The sequence below is a fragment of the Pedobacter psychrodurus genome, from assembly GCF_032678585.1.
GTDB lineage: Bacteria > Bacteroidota > Bacteroidia > Sphingobacteriales > Sphingobacteriaceae > Pedobacter > Pedobacter psychrodurus_A.
Window position 1 is genome coordinate 1 of the sequence record NZ_JAVTSN010000021.1, and the last position, 20,768, is coordinate 20,768.

A 20,768-nucleotide genomic window follows, 5' to 3' on the forward strand; every position below is an offset into this window, starting at 1 on the left:
AATAGGGGCTATAGCGCGTTATTAATAATCTTTACCATTTCTCCACCATTAAGGGATTAAGAGAGTTGAGAGTTAAGGGACTTAAAGGATTACCAATTAGCATATCAGAACCTTATAGCAGCAGATTACACTGATTTCCGCAAGGATTTTCCATCGTCCATTTTACATTTGCCTTCTTCCATCACCCCAAGCCAGGTTTAATAGCCCTGATGAAAGTGGCACGGAGCCAATTCTTTATTGGCAGAGTAAAACGGACAGCAGGACGGGACCAAACCTATGGCATACAGGTATCGCGCTCCAATAAAAAGGATTAAATTCTCTTGTTAAAAAATGTAAAATCTTTCATCCTCAAGGCAATAAAACCGTATTATTGTAGTATTACGTACATATTATAATGATGAATGTGAATCTAAAGAAATGGACCTTTTTTGCTTTTATTTTTTGCATAAACTTCAGCGTTTTTGCTCAAAGTAAAAATGTACAACTTCCTGCAAATTGGTTTAATCTCGATTTATTGGAAAACGGATATTTTGGCATCAGTACGGAGAAAGCTTACCGTGAGCTGCTGAAAGATAAAAAACCTAAACAGAACATTATCGTAGCCGTAATTGATGGCGGAGTAGATACCAATCACCCAGACCTTCAGCATGTTTTATGGACAAACAAAAAAGAAATCCCCGGAAATGGAATTGATGACGATGGTAATGGCTATATCGATGATATTCATGGCTGGAATTTTATAGGATCTAAAAAAGGTAATTTTGAGTTCGATAATTTGGAATTGGTTCGTTTACTGAGAATTTATACACCAAAATATCAATCCACAACCAATTTAACACCTTTAGATAGCGCGCAAAAAGAAGAATTCAAACTGTATAAAAAAATGGTTGGCGATTTCGGTAAGAAATATGAGGATGCCAGTAATACTTTTTCTGTGTTGATTGCCATTAATAAAGTGTTGGATTCTGTTGCTAAGATCAATAAAAAGGAGATGCCTACTCTGGAAGATCTTGACCGCTACAAAGCCGATGACGAAACTGAAGAACAGGTAAAAACAATAATCAGAAGAGGCGCTAAAGAGGATGGTAGTTTCGAGAAATTCTATAAGAATATTAAAGAAGGCTATAAGCAGTACGATGCCATGCTAAAGTACAACTTAAATCCTAAATACGATATGCGTGCAGAACTGGTGGGCGACGATTATAACAATGCTTATCAAAAAGACTATGGCAATAATGATGTAAAAGGACCTGATGCTTTCCATGGTACGCATGTATCAGGTATTATCGGTGCCGACCGTACAAATTCGTTAGGGATCTTGGGTGTAGCCAATAACGTGAGTATTATGGCCATTCGTGTAGTGCCTACTGGAGATGAACGCGATAAAGATGTAGCCAATGGTATCCGTTACGCCGTAGATAATGGCGCCAAAGTAATTAACATGAGTTTTGGTAAAAGTTATAAATGGAATAAAAAAGCGGTAGACTCTGCCGTTAAATATGCGGAACAAAAAGGCGTATTGCTGGTGCACGCTGCCGGAAACGATAACCAGAATAACGACATCGAAGAAAATTATCCCAATAAGTTTTATGACAGTAAAGAAGCTGAAGTTTACAAGGAGGCAAATAAAAAGCCTACTAAACCAGATTTTACTCCACCTAAACCGATGGCACAAAATAACGGAATGGGCATGAGACCACCTTTCGACCGTTCTACTTTAAGCAAGCCTGTTCCGATAGATACTGCTAAATTTAATTTGCCACACGCAACTAACTGGATCGAAGTTGGTGCAAGTGCCTATAAAGATGACGATAACTTAAAAGCTGACTTCTCTAATTATGGTAAATACAACGTTGATGTTTTTGCCCCAGGCTTTTTGATCAAATCTACAGTGCCCGACAATAAATACGAAGAAGCTGATGGTACGAGTATGGCCTCGCCCGTTGTTGCGGGTTTAGCGGGGCTGATTTTGAGCTATTATCCAGAACTAAAACCAGCTCAGGTAAGGGATATTATCATCAAATCTGTTTCGAAAGTTGCACACAAGATAAAATATAAAAATGAAAAGGGCGATAACACCCGTGTGCTTTTTAGCGAAATATGTGTTAGTGGGGGAATAGTAAATGCCTATAATGCACTTAAGTTGGCAGAAAGTTATAAATAAACTTTTAAGCTATTTTTAAGAAGCGCAGAATCATTAAAACTATTAGAGTTTGTTCCGGTGCTTCGCTATCCCGATGAAAAATCGGGACCGCTTCGCCCAGGGCTAAACACTCCAGTAAGTGCCCTGAATGGCATACGAAAAATGAATTTACTAAATCCTAAGAAACTAGGTTCTTAATAAAGTCCTGAAAGGTACCAAAGGGATAATTTTTAGCCTTCATCCACGAAATGAGCACTTCCATGCGTTCGATCATTTTTGTACCTGTATTTTTTCTTACATAAGCCGGAAAGCCAAACCTTTCAAAGTCATCTAAATCGGTAAATTCCCATGGATGGAAATAGATATTCAGGTAATTGTCTTTTTTATAGGTCCAGCTGGCTAAAGTTTTATAAATGCTTAAGGGTAAATTATGAAAGGATAACCAGAATAATGGAAAACGAACTAACGGACTCACAGATGCAGGAATCTGTAAAACGTTATCTTTAATAAAATGGGTTCGCGAAATATTAAAATTATTATACCGGCCAGGTAAATAGGTTGGGTTAATGGAGGTATTATATGTATATCCAGCCTTTTCAATCTCCTTTTCATCCACAGGCATCATTCTGGCCATGCGGTAACCGGTAATTTGTCTGCCAGAAAGTTCTTCGAGCTTTAGTTTAGATTGCAGTAAATGTTCGGGTTTGAAATCAGAATGATAATAACCATGCGAAGCGAGTTCGTGGCCTGTTTCGGTAATCCGTTTAATCAGATCAGGAATATTTTCTGCAAAGGTAACGGTGCAGAAAAAGGTAGCTTTCACCGAATACTTATCCAGAATGTCTAAAATGGCGATGGTTCCAGTCCTCGAAATGGCAATCTGATCTTCGAAAGCAATGTCTTTTCCATACTCGAAAGGCATATCAAACTCTTCAATATCAAAACTTAACAGTACCATTTTATTTTTGTTGAATATTTGTTGAACGGATGATATAATTAGGACGGTTTTTAGACTGCATAAACATTTTACCTACATAAATGCCTATAATGCCCAAAATAATAAGCTGTAGCCCTCCAAAAAACACAATGGTCATAATTACCGAAGCCCAGCCAGATACTTCTACGTGGTTTACAAAAGCGTAGATAATGTATGGTACATACAGCACAGAAGCAAAAGAAAGAATAAAACCTAAATAAACGGCGGTATACAATGGTTTTATGCTAAAAGAAGTAACACCATGAAGCGCCAGTCTCAGCATTTTTTTAAGGGTATATTTGCTTTTTCCTGAGAAACGTGCAGCCGGATTATACCTGATGGCAAACTGTTTAAAACCAAGCCATTTTACCAAACCACGCAGAAAGGGTTCGTTTTCATGGAAATTCCTAAATACTGTAACTACTTTCTGATCGAGCAAACGGAAATCGGCTGCCCCTGGTTCCAGATCAATGTCAGATAACCAGTTTAAGGTTTTATAAAATAGGCTAGAGGAATTTCTTTTACCCTTTGATAAACTTTTATCCTCCTCACGAATAGTATACACAACTTCGAAACCTTCCTGCCATTTTTGTAACATTTCCGGAATCAGTTCTGGAGGATGTTGCATATCGCAATCCATAGAAATTACACAGTCGCCGAAAGCATGGTCCATACCCGCTTTTACAGCCAATTGGTGACCAAAGTTCTTAGAAAATTCGAGGAAAAATATATTTTCTGCTGTTGAAGCGTAATCTTTTATTTTCTTGAGGGTATGATCGGCACTTCCATCATCAACCAGGATAATTTCATAATCGTAATTGATTGTCGAAAAAACGTTTTTAATACTTTCGGCTATTACAAAAATATTATCGGCTTCGTTGTAGGCAGGGATTACTATAGAAACTAATTTATTCATTTTCGGCAATCAGATAAGATTCAAAATCCGCTTTCATCATTTGATAGATTATGGTTAGCCAAATGATCACGCAAGGTAGGGCTTTAAGCGAATATAGACGAATAAATTCTTTAACAGGCCTTGGGAAAATATCAGTTGGCGATAAACTGGTTATGATAAAAGCAAAAATAAACAGGGCAATTATCCATCCTTTTTTGGGTTTCTGTTGAACGATAAACCAAATGGCAACACCTGCAAATGCAATAATATAGGTTGGCGATTCTGATCCACTGCTAAATATCACTGTAAATATCAGTGTAGATGCCAACAGCATTAATCTAAAACCTAAATGTTTATATTGATCAATCCGTAAATAAGGTAAACCGAACAACACCAATCCACCCAATAAAAATGGTGTATTCGGGATACTTACATCGCCTGATACCCTTCTCACAATCCCCATTAAAGAAATGTCCTGAAAGGAAGTTAATGAGGCATTTAAATCATTTTTATGGGCGAGGGAATGGTACCAATCTCCATAAGACTGAATAACAAACGCGGGGGATGAAATGGCCATGGGCAGCGCAAAGAGCACGCCAAAAGCAATAAAACAGCCTAAAATGAATTTTAACTTGTTCTTGCTGAAAAAGAAAAATGCCAGGCCAACAATGCCATATAGTTTAACCAATGTGCCAAAAGCGATGAAAAATGCCGATTGTATTTCTTTCTTTTTGATGAGATAAGCAAAACTGAGTAATATAATCCCAGTTAAGGCAATATTAAACTGAAAGCTGAAAAGTGCGGTTAAGGTTTCGTGCGCACAGATCCAGGCAATAATCGTGCGTTTGTTAATTGAAATGGGCAGGCTATAAATTCCCCAAAGCAATATGCATACATTGGCCATGTTCCAAAGGATACAGCCGAATCCATCAGGCAATAGGGCAAAAGGCGCTATAAAAATTGAAAATACTGGTCCATAGTGGTTGCTGTCAAAATATTCTGGGTAATTATGGTATAAATTCTGTAAATCTGTGGTATGCCAATACACATATTTAAAAATCAGATAATTGTTATAGGAGTGGTGATGATACTGTTTATATCCTGCTATAATGGCCAAAATGAGGTAAATGGCAAACACACATTGCTTTTTTAAAAGAAACGCGTATAGCTTAGTTAGACTAGTTTTTGCGGAAGTGTTCATTATGATTAGTGCCGCTAATATAACTATTTTAACAGTTCGCAGAATGAACTATTCTTTTTATGGTTTAAAGTTTGATTTCTAACAATGGTTAGTTAAAATTTTTCTCCAGTTTTTAAATCTGCCAAGCTAAAGTTTTTGAAAGAACCAATTCCGGCAAAACGGATCTTGACACCCATTAATTTCCCGATGGCCTGACGGTAAGTGGTTTTAAAAATTTCCTTTTCATCAATAAAAAGAACGACGTGTTGATTTTCTATCCTCAATTTGACCTTGCCGCCATTGGTAAGATCATGGCCAAATTCCCTCAAATCACTCTTATCCCCTTTTTTAATCATTTCCGAAAATTGATAGAAGCTCCATGCAATACATTCGGGTTTGATAATGCTTAGCGAATGATAAGCTCTTTCGCCATATATGATGATATCTGTTTGCGAACAGCGAACACCCGGCCTTTCTGCCGAAGTTTTAATATCGGCACTAAATTCAAAATTATCGGCACTGATGTGTGTTGGCCGTACATTGGCAAAGGATACGAAAAAGGTCTTGTTCGTATCAACACCGGCATTTATTAATTCTTTGGTGCTGACATGATAATCGGGTACAATAGAAATTTTCCTTGGTATGGGATATACTCTAGTGGTATCATTTTGCATGGTGGTAATAATATCCCATCCCTTACTTTGGAGATACACATAAGTGGTATCTATTGGCGTGTTTTTGTGGTATAATATCGGGAAGTATCTTCCAGGGGTTTCATAATAATGGTTAACAACCTCGTTTGCAGCAGCTGAACGTTTAGTTTTATCGTCCCCGAAATCTATGATAAAAGTTGATGGATCGTCGGGCAAATTGCCGCTAACATTAAGCTTAAAAATAGCAGAATGCGGGCTTTTGCCTTCAGGATTTAAACAGGTTAATTTAACATTGGTTATTTCATCTTTGTTGATGAAGAGATAGCAAAAGCCAAAAGCGATTACAACAAGGATAAAGGCGGATGCAAAATAGACGAATTTTTTATTTTTGGCCTTTAGTTCGATTGGTTTTGTATCTGGCTCAGCGGTAAATGTGGCGAAAGTCTCCTTTTCATTTACAGGATGTAACAGCTCAAATTCGTACCAATCTCTAAAACCTATAAATTGTGCAAGGGCATCTCTTGTCGCTTTTTGAGGGTAATAACGGGTAGAGGTTTTAAGCTTTCCAAAAATGCGCTTGAGCGTATTTTCACTCAAATGAATTTTTGTTTTGCGATGGAGTAAACCACTGAGTTTGATGTAATCGCTATTTTTCCATTCCGAAATGCTTTTTTCACTGATCTCCCTGGCAACTTTTTTACAGCAAATGTCTAGCTGTTTAAAAAAAACAGAATTTTCGGCTTGTACAAACTCGTTATTCATTTGTTTTAACTGGCTGATTTTTAATTTGTTGACTTGTCAATAATATTGGCAAATATTTGTACAAATGGTTAGTGTTTTGAGTTATAGATCATTGCCTAAGTTTATAAAAGCAAACGGGATGAAAAAAAATCACCCGCTGCAAAACAAACTATTTTTTATAAAACTAACCAAATTTAATGAAAAAAAAACTACTCCTGATTGCGTTCTTTTTATGCACTTGTTATGCACGTGGTGGCGAGCAAAGTGCTGAAATTATTCTGAGTATACCACGCGATCAGACTCAAAAAGTATCAAGCGTGCCCGATGATATTTTAACCCGTAATGCTGGTGGTTTTGCCGCCACTATGCCAACCAGAGAACTGGTTGATGCTTATGAATGTACAGATGGTAAACCGATCGACGAATCGCCCTTATACAATCCGCTAAAACCTTTCGATAACCGGGATCCACGTTTGGCTGCTACTGTTGTTCCTTTTAATACTTATTGGCTAGGCTATAATTTTAACCCGCATCCCGATTCTACTCAGGTTTGGAGTAATAAACTGGGGCGAAAAGTAGCCAATAACGATACCCGTGCTGTAGCGCCGTTCGCCACTTTTACTGGTTTTGTTTGGCGAAAAGGCGTGGAGCAGACTTGGTCTGATACGCATAGTGAAGACAATGATGCTATTATTGTGCGTTTTGCAGAAATGTTGATCACCTATGCTGAAGCGAAAGTTGAACTTGGGCAGGCTGATGCAACGGTATTAAATGCCTTAAATATGGTTCGGGCAAGGGCCTATGGTGTTCCAGCAAGTCAGGTGGCTTCCTACCCGGCAGTTACAACACTAGATTTAACCGAGTTGAAAAAAATCGTAAGACGGGAACGAAGGATAGAATTTGCATTTGAAGGCTTACGTTATATGGACCTGATTAGATGGAAGCTGGCCGAAAAGGCACTCACCAAACCTGTAATTGGTTTGCCAGATCCTGCAAATCAAAACAGAGCAAAATGGCCGTTTCCAGGTACAACGCCAATAGATGATGATGGCATTGCCGATTATTCGGGCTTTGGTAACGATGTGAAAATTTTGTTTACCCGAAGTTTCGATAAGAACAAACAATACCTATGGCCTTTACCGGCTGTCGAGGTGAGATTAAATCCAAAACTTACACAGAACCCAAATTATTAACATCTAATAGCCGGAAGGAAGGCTTTCGGTTGTTTAAACTATACACATGAAAAGAAACTTGATATTAAAATGTGGTGCATTCGTCAGTTGTGCCATTTTTACCGCACAATTAACCTGTGCACAAACAAAACCCTTACAGGTAAGTGGGATTTACCCGCACTTAGCCACATTTAACGAAAGCTGGGACAAACAGAACTGGTTAAAACCGGGTGCAACAAAAAGTTATGGCGATGGAGGAGAAAATGGCATCGGCGCCATTACCCCTTGGGCGGGCAAACTTTGGATGGTCACTTATTCACCACACATGCCAAAGGGGAGTTCTGATAAGTTATATAGTATCGATAATAACCTGAATGTGACCATCCATCCAGAAAGTATTGGCGGTACTCCTGCAAACAGGATGATCCACAAAGAATCGAACCAGCTTATTACCAGTAATTATTTTATTGATGACAAAGGCAAGATTAGGGTTATCCCTTTTTCGGTGATGCCCGGCAGGATGACCGCTACCACCCGCCACCTTACCGACCCAGCTAACATGGTTTATTTTTATGATATGGAGGGGATGTTATACGAGACGAATGTACATACACTAGCCGTAAAAAAACTCTTCAACAAACCTGTTCCCGGTTGGCATGGTAAAGGGGCGTATACCGCACAAAAACAATTGGTGGTTGCCAATAATGGCGAAGAGGCCGTTTTTAAGCTTACGAAAAATATGCTTGAAGTAGGCGACGTGCCTCAAAACGATGAAGAAAAAGGTGTTTTGGCCAGCTGGGATGGTAAAACCTGGAAAATCATTGAACGGAAGCAATTTACAGATGTTACTGGTCCTGGTGGTATTTATGGTTCACCGACAGATAAAAGCCCATTGTGGAGCATTGGTTGGGACAAACGCTCGGTGATGTTAAAATTATTAGATGGTGGACAGTGGTATACCTACCGTTTACCTAAAGCGGCACATACCTACGACCATAGAGGTGGCTGGTATACCGAGTGGCCACGTATCCGTGAGGTTGGTAATGGCAAGATGTTGATGGATATGCATGGCATGATGTACGATTTTCCAAAAACCTTTTCTAGAGCCAACAGTAGCGGCATCGCTGCTGTAAATAGTCACCTACGCTACATCCCTGATTTTTGCAGCTGGAACAATCAGATCGTCGTTTCTACCGATGAAACCACCGTTTTAGAAAACCCTATGGCCGGGAGGGCACAATCTAACCTTTGGTTTGGGCAATGGAATGATTTAAAAAACTGGGGCGGCGCAACGGGTTGGGGAGGGCCCTGGGATAATGATGATGTTAAGGCAAATGTACCTTCCGATCCATTCTTGGTCAATGGTTTTGGTAAAAAGGTATTACATCTTGCTCAAAAGTCAGATCAACAAGTAATTTTTACAGTCCAGATTGATAAAATGGGTAATAACAAATGGGAAGATTATAAAAAGATAAGCGTTGCAGCTAATGCCTACCAATATTTCATATTCCCTGCCGATTTTAAAGCAACCTGGGTTCGTTTTAAAACCAACAAAGACTGCAAAGCATCTGCATTTTTTCATTTTACAGGTAAAATGCACGAGGGGCAGGATAAAATGTTTAATGCTTTAGCTGGAATTAAAGAGAAAAATCCAATTCATGAGAATCTGATCCGCCCGTCGGGTTATAACAAAAATCTTCAGGTACTAAATATTTCAAATGGTCAAAAACAATATCAGGAAATTGACGAAAAATTATCGTTTTTAACCAATACTGCAGATAGCACTGCACAAATGGAAAAATTATTGGGCTTGAATAAAAGCTACAGTGTTGACGATGCCTCCGTGATCATCAAAGATAAAACGGGTACTTTTCGTTTGCCAAAAGGATCGGCAGATTATGAGCTTTTTCCCTACCGCGATAAACGGGAAGTAGAATCGGAGCGTTTTATGTTGAACGTTCAGGGTACCTTTTACGAGGTTGGCCGCGAATCTGGTTTTAATGCAATCCGTCCCATTACTACTCACAATAAAAAAATAATAGATTTTTGCACCTGGAGGGGTTTATTGGTATTAAGTGGAACTAAAAAAGATGCTAAACCTGACGGACAATATTTTGGCAATCAAACCAATGGATTATGGTATGGTGGCATTGATGACCTATGGAAAATGGGTAAACCAGTTGGAGAGGGAGGCGTTTGGAAAAATACAACTGTAAAAGCCAACGAACCATCGCTGCCTTATTTAATGACGGGCTATGATCGTAAAAAAGTAAGCCTTACTGCCGATAAAGATGTGGATATCACCTTAGAAGTTGATTTCGATTTAACAGGTTTCCATCCGTACAAAACATTTTCAATCAAAGCCGGTCAAACTGTAAATTATGATTTTCCAAATGGTTTTAGTGCCCATTGGATAAGAGCGGTAGCAAATAAAGATTGCCGATCGACAGTAACGTTTACATATTTCTAAAATGGTCTTTCATTGCTAAACTAATTAAGGAATATATCATTGACTCCGAGTTTTTTAGCCGTTCATATTTTTGGATGGCAAATGGATGGGCTTAAATGATCATCTACTTCCAATAGCAAGTATTATTGTAGTTCAATTGGATATGATTAATATCTAGGAGCGAAGTTTAGGGATACTCTGCGCGATTAATACAAGGGCTTCTGCCCTTGTATTTTATTTTAATATATCCGGTTACCCTACATCTACAGTATGACTCATCATTATAGAGGATATTTTTTGCGGTGATAAGCTACGACGAATCGTCATTGCGAGAAGGCATTTTCAGCCGACGAAGCAATCTTTACAACGATCGCTACTAGCCATGCGCTTTAAGCTTGTCGAGAAATCGGGACATGTAGTCGAAGGACTTCCTTAAAATATGTTTTAAAGTGTTCCGAAAAGGCTTAACATGATATAATCTAATTGAAGGAAAAATTTCTTTTACTATACAACCTCTTTCATATTAAAACATTTTTTACCACCTATTTTCGGATCAGTTTACTTGCCACCAGAGGCAGCTAACATCAGCTTAGCTGATAGTGAAAAGGGTAGGGTTTTATTAGATGTGCTAAGTTGGCTCAGATGTTCAGTATTTTGGCCTTCGCTGGATGGTTTTAAACCAATTATCAACCTATGATGGTTTCTGATGGTCAGGAAATTAAGTAATCATTATTATATGGTTAAGTATAACGATTTAGTAAAACCTTTTACTAACTTTAAGACACTGAACCAAATAGATCACCAATCTTCCTAAAACTATGAGAAAATTACAACTATCACTTTTTGTGGCCCTGGTATTAACCATTAGTGCCTGTAAAAAAGAAGAAAAACAGACTGAAAAATTTTCAGGTCCAAAATTAAAAGAGAATGTAAATCCAAATTCGGTATTAGCAAACTTTTCGCTCAATAACTGGATGAGCGTACTTGCCGATCAGAACAGTATCGCAGCGATTTCCATCCCTGGTACACACGATTCTGGAGCCATGATAGAGCCTGTTGCAGGTACGGCCAAATGTCAGAATTTGAGCATTGCCGATCAGTTAAATGCTGGTGTACGCTATCTGGATATCCGTTGCAGGCACATCGATAATGCTTTTGCCATTCACCACGGTGCCATTTATCAAAACCTTAATTTTAATGACGTATTGAATGCCTGTATCAACTTTTTAAACAGTCATCCAACCGAAGCCATTATTATGAGTGTTAAAGAAGAGCATACACCATCGAACAATACCCGTTCTTTTGAGCAAACTTTTGATGCTTATGTACAACAAAATCCTGGTAAATGGGATTTAGGAAATAACATTCCTACCCTGGGCAGTATCCGCGGAAAAATAAGACTATTGAGAAGATTTTCTGGCGCTTCGCCCAAGGGGATCGATGCAACTGCCTGGGCTGATAATACCACATTCGACATCAACAATGCTGCTGCCAACTTAAAAGTACAGGATTTTTATAACGTTAACGACGTAAATACCAAATGGACCAGAATAGAAACCTTGTTAAATGAAGCAAAAAACGATACTTCGAACAAACTTTATCTTAATTATGCAAGCGGTTATAAAGCAGGTATATTCAGTATCCCAAGCATTACCACGGTATCAAATTCTGTTAATCCAAAAATCACGACATTTTTTACCAATAATACCCATGGCAGATTTGGGGTAATTCCGCTTGATTTTGTTGACGCAAGCCGTAGTCAATTAATTGTAAACACAAATTTCTAATCCTAAACCATTTTTGATTTATTGGTTCAGGTCATGGCGGCACATCCAATTGGGTGTGCCGTTTGTTTTATAGTATTTAGTAAATATTAAGAGGTAATTTAGTTGTGATAGCTAAAAGTTTAGCTGATATTTGAATATCAATTATTGCTATGGACATTAAAGATTTAACCAAAGTAGAAAGCCAGCTGATGCAGGTACTTTGGAAGCTGGAGCGCGCATTTGTAAAAGAGATTATTCACGAACTTCCCGATCCAAAACCGGCTTACAGTACCGTTTCAACTATTATCCGGATATTGGAGACTAAAGGCGTTATTGGTTTTGAAGCTTTCGGTAAAACCCACCGTTATTATCCTTTGATCAGCCGTGAAGAATATATGCGCCACGAAGCGGATAAGTTTCTAGGCAATTATTTTTCAAACTCTGTACAGGATATGTTTTCATTTTTCATCCGTGAAAAGAAAATTGATATGAAAGATGCAGGGGAAATACTTAAAATGATCGATCAGATTAAAGATTAGGGTATGGCAGCATCATTTTATTTATTGTGGGCCAATGTATCGCTCATTGTATTTTACCTTTTTTATCTGGTGCTTTTCAAAAGAGAAACATTCTTTGTATTTAACAGGATCTATCTGCTTTCGGCGGTAGTTTTATCGCTATTGATTCCGTTGATAGATCTCTCAAGCATATTTAGATTACCGATGATCGATATTGCACTGGCCGATATTTCTATAGCGGCAAAAGGATACATCTCATCCGTTTCTGACCAAAAAGTGAATGGGTTTTTGCTCATCTATTGGGCTGGAACACTGTTTAGTGGCGTAATGCTTGTGATCAAATTGGGCAGGGTACAGAAAGCACTTAAAAGGCCTGAAAATGGTGTCGCGTTTTCTTTTTGGAAAACGAAGGTAATCGACCTAACACTTAGTGGAGTAGAGGTAATAGATGGTCATGAATCTATCCACGTAAAACAGTTACACACCATTGATGTATTGTTAATGAACGTGGTCGCCGTTTTTTTCTGGTTTAATCCGGTAATTTACCTTTACAAAATAAGTATAAAATTTATTCATGAGTATCTGGCAGATGAACACGCCGCCAAACTTGCAGGAAGTAAAAAGCAATATGCCATGATCCTCTTCTGCCAGAATTTTAAAGCAAACGCTAAACTGGCCAATACTTTTTTTACACCTTCAGAGCTGAAGGCAAGAATTGCCATGTTACAGAAAAAAAGATCTGCAAAAAGTGCTTTATGGAAATATGCATTGTGCCTACCTCTGATTGGTATGCTGATGTTATGCTCTTCGTTTGGAGCAACAGATTTCTCCATTTCCAATAAACTGGATCGACTGGCCAGTCTCCCTGGAGGCTTTCCTGCATTTAGATCTTATCTGATCCACACAGCTAAGAAAACCAACGGGAAAAAAAGAAAAGTAATTGTCGGTTTTATTGTAGAAACAGACGGGAGTATTACAGGCGAAAATATTGTTGAGGGATTAGATCAGTTAAGTAATGATGAAGCTATCCGCATGATCCACCAAAGCCCTAGATGGGAGCCTGCAATACAAAATGGAAAAAAAATAAGGTCATCATATCATATTGGAATTAATTTTTAAGCTGATAATCAAATTGTTATATAGTTTATTGTCTGTATATTTAATTTATTAGTTGAAATATCTAAATTATTAGTTGTTTGACTAATAAATTAGTTTTATGTTTGGATTAAATTTTAATCCTGACATCACCATGCTATTTTCAAAATCAAACTTTTTAAGAAACGGTCTGAGTTTTCTGGTTTTTCTTTTGCTATTAAACCCTGTTGTTACTTTTGGACAACCACTTCATGTACAGCTAAAAGGTACCGTAATTGATGAAAGCCGTTTGCCACTTCCTTTTTCGCAGTTAAGTTTAAAGCGAAGTACAGATTCAGTTACCGTACAGCACCTGCTTTCAGATGAAAAAGGGAATTTTTTGTTTACAATACATTCGACAGGAAAGTATTTCGTAGAAGCAAAAATGATGGGTTATAGTATTGGAAATTCAAAAGTTTTTGAAGTTTTAAATAATGAAACGATCGACCTGGGCCTTGTACAGTTAAAACCCGAAGCCAAACAGCTCGGCACTCTTAATGTTATTTCTGCACTTCCTTTTGTAGAACGCAAGGCAGATAAAATCGTAATCAATCTTAATGGTCTTGGTGCTGGTGCGCCAATTATGGACGTGATGAACCAATTGCCAGGCGTTACTGTTACGCCAGATGACCGTTTAAGTTTGAATGGCAGAAATGTGCAGATTTATATAGATGGGAAAGCCACTACACTTTCTGCAGATGCCCTTGTTGGCATGCTAAGGGGAATTTCATCTTCATCCGTCCAAAAAGTAGAGCTTATAGCGCAACCATCGGCCAAATATGATGCAGCAGGAAATGGAGGCATCATCAATATTATCCGTAAAAAGAATTACAAAGCAGGTTTAAATGGAAATGTGTATAGTGGCGTGGGTAAAGGCCAATATGGTAAAGTTAATGGGGGACTGAATCTGAATTACAAAGGCAAAGCTTATAACGTGTTGCTTACTATGGATTATAATGATAACCGCTATTTTAACAACAGTGATATTACCTCTACTTTCCTTGATCCCGCTGCGAGTGTTACGGGAATCTCTGTTTCTAAGCTTACTAGTGTAAGGAAGAGTACCAATTATACACCCAATTTAGGATTAGATCTTTATCTCTCGGAGAAAACGACTTTATCTGCCTCCATTAAGCCAGGTTACCAGCTTTTTGAAAAGGATGCTAAAGCCGATATCCGTTCTGTTGGCCCCTCCGGTAATTTTACTGCTGGATCAAATTTCCTTAATCTTGCCGATACCCGATCTACAAACTTTTCTTCAGGAGTTCGTCTCCAACGGCAGATTGATACTGCGGGAAGACAATTTAGCACAGACTTTGATTATTATCGGTACAGTAACATTAATGCCCAGGATAATAGAACAATCGACTTATACGAAAACGGAAATATTATTTCTGAGATACCCAGTATACTTAAACAGGATAGGGTATTTGATGTATATGCTTTAAAAATGGATTATACACATCCTATGGCAAAAGGTAAAGAGGTAACGATGGGGGTAAAGACCAGTTATGTGGTATCTGATAATTCAAATAAATCGCTTATTGCATTATCCGGATCTAATTCTTCAGGTATAGATCAATCAGATACATTTCTTTACCGCGAAAATATTTCGGCTGCCTACATCACCTATGCCCGAAACGCGAAGAAGTTTTCTTATCAACTTGGGCTTCGTGGCGAACATACGTGGGGCAAGGGCAATCAGCAAAATGGCATGGGAGCAATCGGTAGGAATTATTTTAATATTTTTCCTTCATTTCATGGCGATTACAAAATCTCGAAAAACCACAGTTTATCATTAGGTCTTAATAAAAGGATTGAGCGGCCAGGATATGAAAATCTAAATCCACTGGAGCGTATTGTCAGCTCGAGTAATCTGCAGCAGGGTAATCCTAATCTATTACCGGTGCAAGCTTATAATGCCGAATTTTATTATAGCTATAAAAACGATTTTTGGTTTGGCCTTACCTATAGTTTAAGCCTGGATGATTTTACTTCTATAAGTGTTCCACTTGGAAATGGAGTGGTATCGGTAAAGCCGGGTAATGCTGATTATTCAGGTTATAAATCAGCCCAGATGGCATACAACAAACAGGTATTGCCATACTTATTTACATCTACCGTCCTTACCTTATCCAGAAGATCGTTTAAAGGTGAATTAAATGGAGCGCTATTGCAGAATTATGGAATTACAGCTTTATCCGCTACTTCTTACAATAGTTTTTCGCTAACAAAGAATTTTTCAATATCGGTATTGTTTAACTACAGGGGTAAAAGTATGGAACGTAATATTGTCAATAACCCATATACCTACCTAACAGCAGGCACACGTTATAGTTTTCTTTCTAAAAAAGCATATGTTCAGCTAAATTTCGTCGATATTTTTAAATCTTATAAAAACATATATCAACAAAATAGTGGTCCCGTAATGCAATTGTGGCAGAATCAGTTCGAAACAAGAATGGTTAAACTAAACATGAGCTATAGCTTTGGTGGAACGGTTAAAAACATCAAAAAGGGCAATGCCGCAGAAGAAGAAAGAAAACGGACCAATTTGAATGAAAATTAAAATTGAATGTTTTGTGCCGCATAAATTAACATGCGCTTGTCGGTTTTTAACAATAACAGACTCTTTTATGGGGCTAACTTTGCCTATAAAATTTAAAGATATGTCAGTTATTAAGCCAAAATCAGTCGCTGGGATTGCCATTCCCGATAGTACCATTGCCAAGCAGGCAACCGAACTTTTGTTGGAACATGGAACAGAATTTATTTATAACCATTCCCTGCGGGTTTTCCTTTTCTCCTCGCTAAATGGAAAAAGAAACAATCTTGAATATGATGCAGAATTGCTTTATGTAAGTTCGGTATTTCATGACCTGGGCCTAACCAAAAAATACAGCAGTGCCGACCTTCGTTTTGAGGTTGATGGTGCAAATGCTGCTAGGGATTTTTTGAAAAGTCATGGACTGCCTGCAGCCTCATTACAATTGGTATGGGATACCATTGCTTTACACACCACCATTGGTATTGCCGAACACAAAGAAAACGAAGTGGCACTCATGTACAGTGGTGTAGGGCTTGATGTAATGGGCGAGGGTTACGAAAACCTTTCCGAATCCGATCGCTTGGCCATTGTAGACGCTTTTCCGCGTAATGATTTTAAGAAACAGATCATCCCAACATTTTTTAGTGGTTTCGAACATAAAACCGAAACCACTTTTGGCAACATCAAAGCAGATGTTTGTGCCTATATGATCCCTAATTTCCACCGTAAAAACTTTTGCGATTGTATCTTACATTCTCCATGGAGTGAATAATAGTTGAAATGGTAAGTGTTGTAATCAGATCGATGCTTACCATTTTAATCTAAAAGCCAATATTTACAAAGCGCATTCTATATTCCTGAGGGGAAATGGTGGTATTCTTTTTAAAAAAATGGCTGAATTGATCAGGTGAACTGAAATTAAGTTGGTAGGCGATTTCTTTAACAGGCCTCGAAGAAAATTGTAGATCACGCTTGGCTTCTGCGATAAGTTGTCCGTTAATTAAATCTTTGGCGCCTTTGCCACAGCATTTTTTGGTAAGCTCGGTTAATTTTCTTGCAGATATGCCCATCAGCCCGGCATAATCTGCAACTTCATGCGAGCTTTGATAATGTACACTGATCAATTCGATAAAATTCCGGTAGAGTTTACTTTCATAACTATCCATTCCGGTTGTGAGTGCAGCGTTTACATTCGCAATTTTGATCATGATGATTTTTAGATAGGCCGCCATCGCATCTAATTTATTGACATAATCTGCTGAGCTAAACTCGGTATATAAACTTTCAAAAAGCACACTTAAATGAGCATGATCTTTAACGGTTAAAGATAACTGTTGATTGTTTGCCGCATTGTTGAACAATACAGCCTTACAGTTATTTGCACTCGACGGACTTCGTTCCCAAAAGCAATCGCCAAAACTCAGCTCAAATCCCGAAAAATTCGTTCCAGCATTCAATCTGATGACCTGTCCTTTTGCGATTAAAAAGATTTGGTGATTGGTAATCTGAAAAACCTGATCATCGATATTAATTTCGCCAGTTCCGTTTGCGATTAATAAAATCCGGTTATAGCTTAACCGATATGCAATCGGCTCCAGGCTAAAATAATCCTTAAAGTTGGCAATGGAAAAAGAATCTTTTATCTCTTTCTCCAACTTTGCATGAAGAATTTCTTTTATCATGATGTACTGATATTTAATACTCCCAGGCAATTTAACCTATATTGTGATGCGGCCCAAAGGTAAACATTTATGGCTTTATGCGCTCATTTAAACTGCAACATCATGATCGGCTTTTTTATGCAATTCCTTGCTTCTGATCCTACTTAAGGTTTCTATTCTCATGCCTAAATAACTGGCCAGGTAGCGGAGCGGTATGCGGTTCAGATCTATTTTTTTACTTTCTTTTAGTCGCCTGTACCTGCGTAATGCATTAGGTATCCGTGCAAGGATAGATCTTTCTGATGCTGCATAATAATGAAGCGCCAAAAGTTTTCGGCCAATCACATTTGCTTCTTCAAAATTGGCGTATGCATATTCAATCAAGGTATAGGGTACCCGTATCAGTTCACAATCCTCCAGTGCCTGCAAATATTCGAGCGAATGTTTGGTTTCCCCATCTGGATGACGGATTGCGCCTACTATATTGTTGCCGAAACAGAACCATGTGGTAATATCTTTGCTATCATCTTTTATAAAACCACGTACAATGCCACTTTTTACAAAATAAAGTGCCGCATTGTTATCGATAGGAGACAGGATGTATTTGTTTTTTTTTACATATACCAATGTACAATGTTTTTCATATTCAGCCATAAGTTTGGTCGAAACCTGATGATATTGCTCCATATACTGAATAAGTGGCAATACAAAAGAAATTTTGTTGGGATTCAACATCATGTTATAAACTTTAGGTTAATGATAGCGACGGTTCAAGAAATATAATGATCTTCAGGGGTAATCAATCAAAATAATTGCTTTTTTGCATTTAGCTGAGTATTGGTAGCTTAATATTGATGGCGATAAGCCCGTGCTGGGTGAGTTCAATCTCAAATCCAACAGTATTACCGATTTTAATGTGGCCATCTGTGTTTTTTAAACAAAATGCAATTTCCTGCTCGTTTTCATCCTGTATAAATCCGCAGCCAATTAATTGATCGATACGCATTACCATTCCTTTTCTCATTGTATTCCTGTTTGGCTTCGATGAATATACGTTTTAAATGCGCACAAAGTTTTAATTTTGTCTGCTGATCAGTATTTTACGTATAAATACAACAAATGAGAAGGTATCAATTAATTTTTCGGCTTAATAAGCATCCTCAGCATGACGATTGATATGCTGAGGATACAATTTTACCTCATTGATTTATTTAAGGCAACAATAGCTGCTTTGTAATCATCTCTATCCAAAATAAACTGGATATTCACTTTCCTAAGTGCGAAACCCGCACTCTTGATGTTAATTCCGTTTGTGGTAAGCGCGGCAGCACTTTTTGCCAATAGGCCTGGCTGATCGATATTGGAACCCAATAAACACACAATAGCCACTTTTTCGAACATCACTTTTTCAAATTCTTTTTCAAGATCGGAAATCAGGCTTTTATGAAAATCTTTTTCCCAGATCAAAGTGGAAATGCTGTTTGCACTGGTAGTTTTAAAGGTGTAAGAGATGTTGTGGTTGGCGAAAATCTGCATCGCCTTTAGGTCGCTGCCCACACTGCCAACCATTAGCGCATCGTAAACATCGATCATGATTAACTTATCCGTTCCGGTAATCATCTCTATCCTTTTTTGCTCGCAGAGATAGGATTTCGTAATCAGGGTTCCGCTGTGTGCGGGATCAAAAGTGTTTTTGATGCGCAGACTGATCCCTTTCATTTCGAGTGGTTTGGATGCCGAAGGATGGATGGCTTCCATACCCACATCAGCCAACTGATCGGCGATATCGTAATTGGTATAGCCAACCGGAATGCAGTTTTCCTGGCCAACAATCGCTGGATCGGCAGTTGATAGGTGATATTCCTTGTGGATGATGGCTTCATCAGGGCGAAGGATTTCGGCGATTTTGCTAAAGGTTACTTCAGAATACCCACGGTCAAATTCGCGCATGATGCCTTCTGTTCCTTTGGTATATCCGGTTACAATGCAGATGGTTCTGGCAAGCGGTACTTCCTTAAATGCCCGTTTTATCCTTTGGTCTATTGTTAATGAATCATGATCATCAAAACCACCCAGGTCTATCCTTTTTATACTAATATGCTGGTTTTCTAAGATATTGCTGAGCACAAATGCAGAATGGCTTTCGCCAATGGAGGCTAATATTTCTCTCGCAGCAAGAAGGATTCCACTTTTGTTTACATAACCCGATGATAGAATATTGACAAGGTTCTCCAGATATTCGAGTGCTTTTTTTACATGTTTTTCTACAAACAGATCTGCTTCTGCAAGATTTAATCCCAATGGGACATACCTGATGTTGATCAACTTAAGTTCACCGATCAGTCCCTGCATGGGTACACGGAAATCCTGGTGTTTACAGATTTTGTGGTAAATGCCAGGGGCACCGTTTTTTTTGTTTTCGAGCAACAGATCTGTTACCCCGGCAAATGCAGATACTACAAATACCCTATTATAAAGTTCCTCTGGTTTTCTTCCATAAAGAATAATATTTTTAATTACCACGTCGAGGGCCGACATAGAAGTACCCCCTATTTTTTCTACCGTTAACATACTAGTTTTTTTTTGCTGATCTACCATTGATGTGCCAAATAACTACTTTAAATTATTTAGAAGACTTTAGTTGGTCGATTAGATCAGAGAAATCTTCTTCCATTTATGGCTGAAGCATGTTTTTTTGAAGAATGGTGAATGCCAGATAATATCTGTAATTTTTTTGCTTTGTCATCAAAGTTAATTCAGGTAACGAATGCCTTGTCATAATGAAATTAACCTTTCCATTTTGGTAAGGTTCCGATAGAATAATATGTTCTGAGAAAAAAAATAGCCGCTTACAACATTGTTTAAACCAATATTTGGCCATTACAACACCTTTAAGGCATCCACTTTGTGATAGGCCTGGCATGAAATTTAA

General features: G+C 38.2%; 16 protein-coding genes. 8 read left to right on the forward strand and 8 right to left on the reverse strand.

Features of this window, described 5'->3' with window-relative positions:
- Positions 1-403 precede the first annotated feature (403 nt).
- Entirely contained in the window at positions 404-2,164 is a 1,761-nt protein-coding gene (locus R2S57_RS14780; protein ID WP_316845725.1) for a S8 family peptidase, read from the forward strand.
- 157 nt (positions 2,165-2,321) lie between these two features.
- Here the strand turns inward: R2S57_RS14780 and R2S57_RS14785 are convergent, their stop codons facing one another.
- The 4 genes from R2S57_RS14785 to R2S57_RS14800 form a co-directional block, all read right to left on the reverse strand.
- Entirely contained in the window at positions 2,322-3,101 is a 780-nt protein-coding gene (locus tag R2S57_RS14785; protein WP_316845726.1) for a polysaccharide deacetylase family protein, read from the reverse strand.
- A gap of 1 nt (position 3,102) precedes the next feature.
- A complete protein-coding gene (locus R2S57_RS14790) occupies positions 3,103-4,035 on the reverse strand; it encodes a glycosyltransferase family 2 protein (RefSeq protein WP_316845727.1) in 933 nt (310 codons plus the stop codon).
- Complete coding sequence (locus R2S57_RS14795; RefSeq protein ID WP_316845728.1) at positions 4,028-5,152, reverse strand: glycosyltransferase family 87 protein; 1,125 nt, start codon at positions 5,150-5,152, stop codon at positions 4,028-4,030. Before R2S57_RS14795 ends, R2S57_RS14790 begins: the two co-directional genes overlap by 8 nt.
- 155 nt (positions 5,153-5,307) lie before the next feature.
- Positions 5,308-6,609, reverse strand: coding sequence for a hypothetical protein (locus tag R2S57_RS14800; protein ID WP_316845729.1), 1,302 nt, complete (start codon positions 6,607-6,609; stop codon positions 5,308-5,310).
- Between the two features lie 176 nt (positions 6,610-6,785).
- Here R2S57_RS14800 and R2S57_RS14805 point away from each other — a divergent pair, with 176 nt between their 5' ends.
- The 7 genes from R2S57_RS14805 (at position 6,786) to R2S57_RS14835 (ending at position 16,947) form a co-directional block, all read left to right on the forward strand.
- Positions 6,786-7,781 (forward strand): RagB/SusD family nutrient uptake outer membrane protein, encoded by a 996-nt coding sequence (locus R2S57_RS14805; RefSeq protein ID WP_316845730.1) that lies wholly within the window; start codon positions 6,786-6,788, stop codon positions 7,779-7,781.
- A 46-nt stretch (positions 7,782-7,827) separates the two neighbouring features.
- Positions 7,828-10,230, forward strand: a complete 2,403-nt coding sequence (locus R2S57_RS14810) for a hypothetical protein (protein ID WP_316845731.1) — start codon at positions 7,828-7,830, stop codon at positions 10,228-10,230.
- Between the two features lie 797 nt (positions 10,231-11,027).
- Positions 11,028-11,996 (forward strand): phosphatidylinositol-specific phospholipase C, encoded by a 969-nt coding sequence (locus tag R2S57_RS14815; RefSeq protein WP_316845732.1) that lies wholly within the window; start codon positions 11,028-11,030, stop codon positions 11,994-11,996.
- Between the two features lie 149 nt (positions 11,997-12,145).
- Positions 12,146-12,514 carry a BlaI/MecI/CopY family transcriptional regulator gene (locus R2S57_RS14820; RefSeq protein WP_316845733.1) on the forward strand — a complete coding sequence of 123 codons (369 nt, stop codon included), beginning with the start codon at positions 12,146-12,148 and terminating at the stop codon, positions 12,512-12,514.
- A gap of 3 nt (positions 12,515-12,517) precedes the next feature.
- Positions 12,518-13,612 (forward strand): M56 family metallopeptidase, encoded by a 1,095-nt coding sequence (locus R2S57_RS14825; RefSeq protein ID WP_316845734.1) that lies wholly within the window; start codon positions 12,518-12,520, stop codon positions 13,610-13,612.
- Positions 13,613-13,709: 97 nt separating this feature from the next.
- Positions 13,710-16,196, forward strand: a complete 2,487-nt coding sequence (locus R2S57_RS14830; protein WP_316845735.1) for a TonB-dependent receptor family protein — start codon at positions 13,710-13,712, stop codon at positions 16,194-16,196.
- 100 nt (positions 16,197-16,296) lie between these two features.
- Complete coding sequence (locus R2S57_RS14835) at positions 16,297-16,947, forward strand: HD domain-containing protein (protein ID WP_316845736.1); 651 nt, start codon at positions 16,297-16,299, stop codon at positions 16,945-16,947.
- Between the two features lie 49 nt (positions 16,948-16,996).
- On the opposite strand, the gene R2S57_RS14840 is transcribed toward R2S57_RS14835, so the two are convergent.
- From R2S57_RS14840 to R2S57_RS14855, 4 genes are all read right to left on the reverse strand, one after another.
- Entirely contained in the window at positions 16,997-17,857 is an 861-nt protein-coding gene (locus R2S57_RS14840) for an AraC family transcriptional regulator (RefSeq protein ID WP_316845737.1), read from the reverse strand.
- An 87-nt stretch (positions 17,858-17,944) separates the two neighbouring features.
- Entirely contained in the window at positions 17,945-18,574 is a 630-nt protein-coding gene (locus R2S57_RS14845) for a Crp/Fnr family transcriptional regulator (protein ID WP_316845738.1), read from the reverse strand.
- 88 nt (positions 18,575-18,662) lie between these two features.
- The gene (locus tag R2S57_RS14850; RefSeq protein WP_316845739.1) at positions 18,663-18,860 is read right to left on the reverse strand and encodes a hypothetical protein; all 198 of its coding nucleotides are present in this window, start codon (positions 18,858-18,860) and stop codon (positions 18,663-18,665) included.
- Between the two features lie 170 nt (positions 18,861-19,030).
- Positions 19,031-20,407: an aspartate kinase gene (locus R2S57_RS14855; RefSeq protein ID WP_316845740.1), complete on the reverse strand. Its 1,377-nt coding sequence runs from the start codon at positions 20,405-20,407 to the stop codon at positions 19,031-19,033.
- Positions 20,408-20,768 lie beyond the last annotated feature (361 nt).

Bases quoted from the DNA above. Each gene is read 5' to 3' on its own strand.
- R2S57_RS14785 (WP_316845726.1), bottom strand. From the start codon at position 3,101: ATGGTACTGTTAAGTTTTGATATTGAAGAGTTTGATATGCCTTTCGAG.
- R2S57_RS14790 (WP_316845727.1), bottom strand. From the start codon at position 4,035: ATGAATAAATTAGTTTCTATAGTAATCCCTGCCTACAACGAAGCCGAT.
- R2S57_RS14800 (WP_316845729.1), bottom strand. From the start codon at position 6,609: ATGAATAACGAGTTTGTACAAGCCGAAAATTCTGTTTTTTTTAAACAG.
- R2S57_RS14805 (WP_316845730.1), top strand. From the start codon at position 6,786: ATGAAAAAAAAACTACTCCTGATTGCGTTCTTTTTATGCACTTGTTAT.
- R2S57_RS14810 (WP_316845731.1), top strand. From the start codon at position 7,828: ATGAAAAGAAACTTGATATTAAAATGTGGTGCATTCGTCAGTTGTGCC.
- R2S57_RS14815 (WP_316845732.1), top strand. From the start codon at position 11,028: ATGAGAAAATTACAACTATCACTTTTTGTGGCCCTGGTATTAACCATT.
- R2S57_RS14820 (WP_316845733.1), top strand. From the start codon at position 12,146: ATGGACATTAAAGATTTAACCAAAGTAGAAAGCCAGCTGATGCAGGTA.
- R2S57_RS14825 (WP_316845734.1), top strand. From the start codon at position 12,518: ATGGCAGCATCATTTTATTTATTGTGGGCCAATGTATCGCTCATTGTA.
- R2S57_RS14830 (WP_316845735.1), top strand. From the start codon at position 13,710: ATGTTTGGATTAAATTTTAATCCTGACATCACCATGCTATTTTCAAAA.
- R2S57_RS14835 (WP_316845736.1), top strand. From the start codon at position 16,297: ATGTCAGTTATTAAGCCAAAATCAGTCGCTGGGATTGCCATTCCCGAT.
- R2S57_RS14840 (WP_316845737.1), bottom strand. From the start codon at position 17,857: ATGATAAAAGAAATTCTTCATGCAAAGTTGGAGAAAGAGATAAAAGAT.
- R2S57_RS14845 (WP_316845738.1), bottom strand. From the start codon at position 18,574: ATGATGTTGAATCCCAACAAAATTTCTTTTGTATTGCCACTTATTCAG.
- R2S57_RS14850 (WP_316845739.1), bottom strand. From the start codon at position 18,860: ATGAGAAAAGGAATGGTAATGCGTATCGATCAATTAATTGGCTGCGGA.
- R2S57_RS14855 (WP_316845740.1), bottom strand. From the start codon at position 20,407: ATGTTAACGGTAGAAAAAATAGGGGGTACTTCTATGTCGGCCCTCGAC.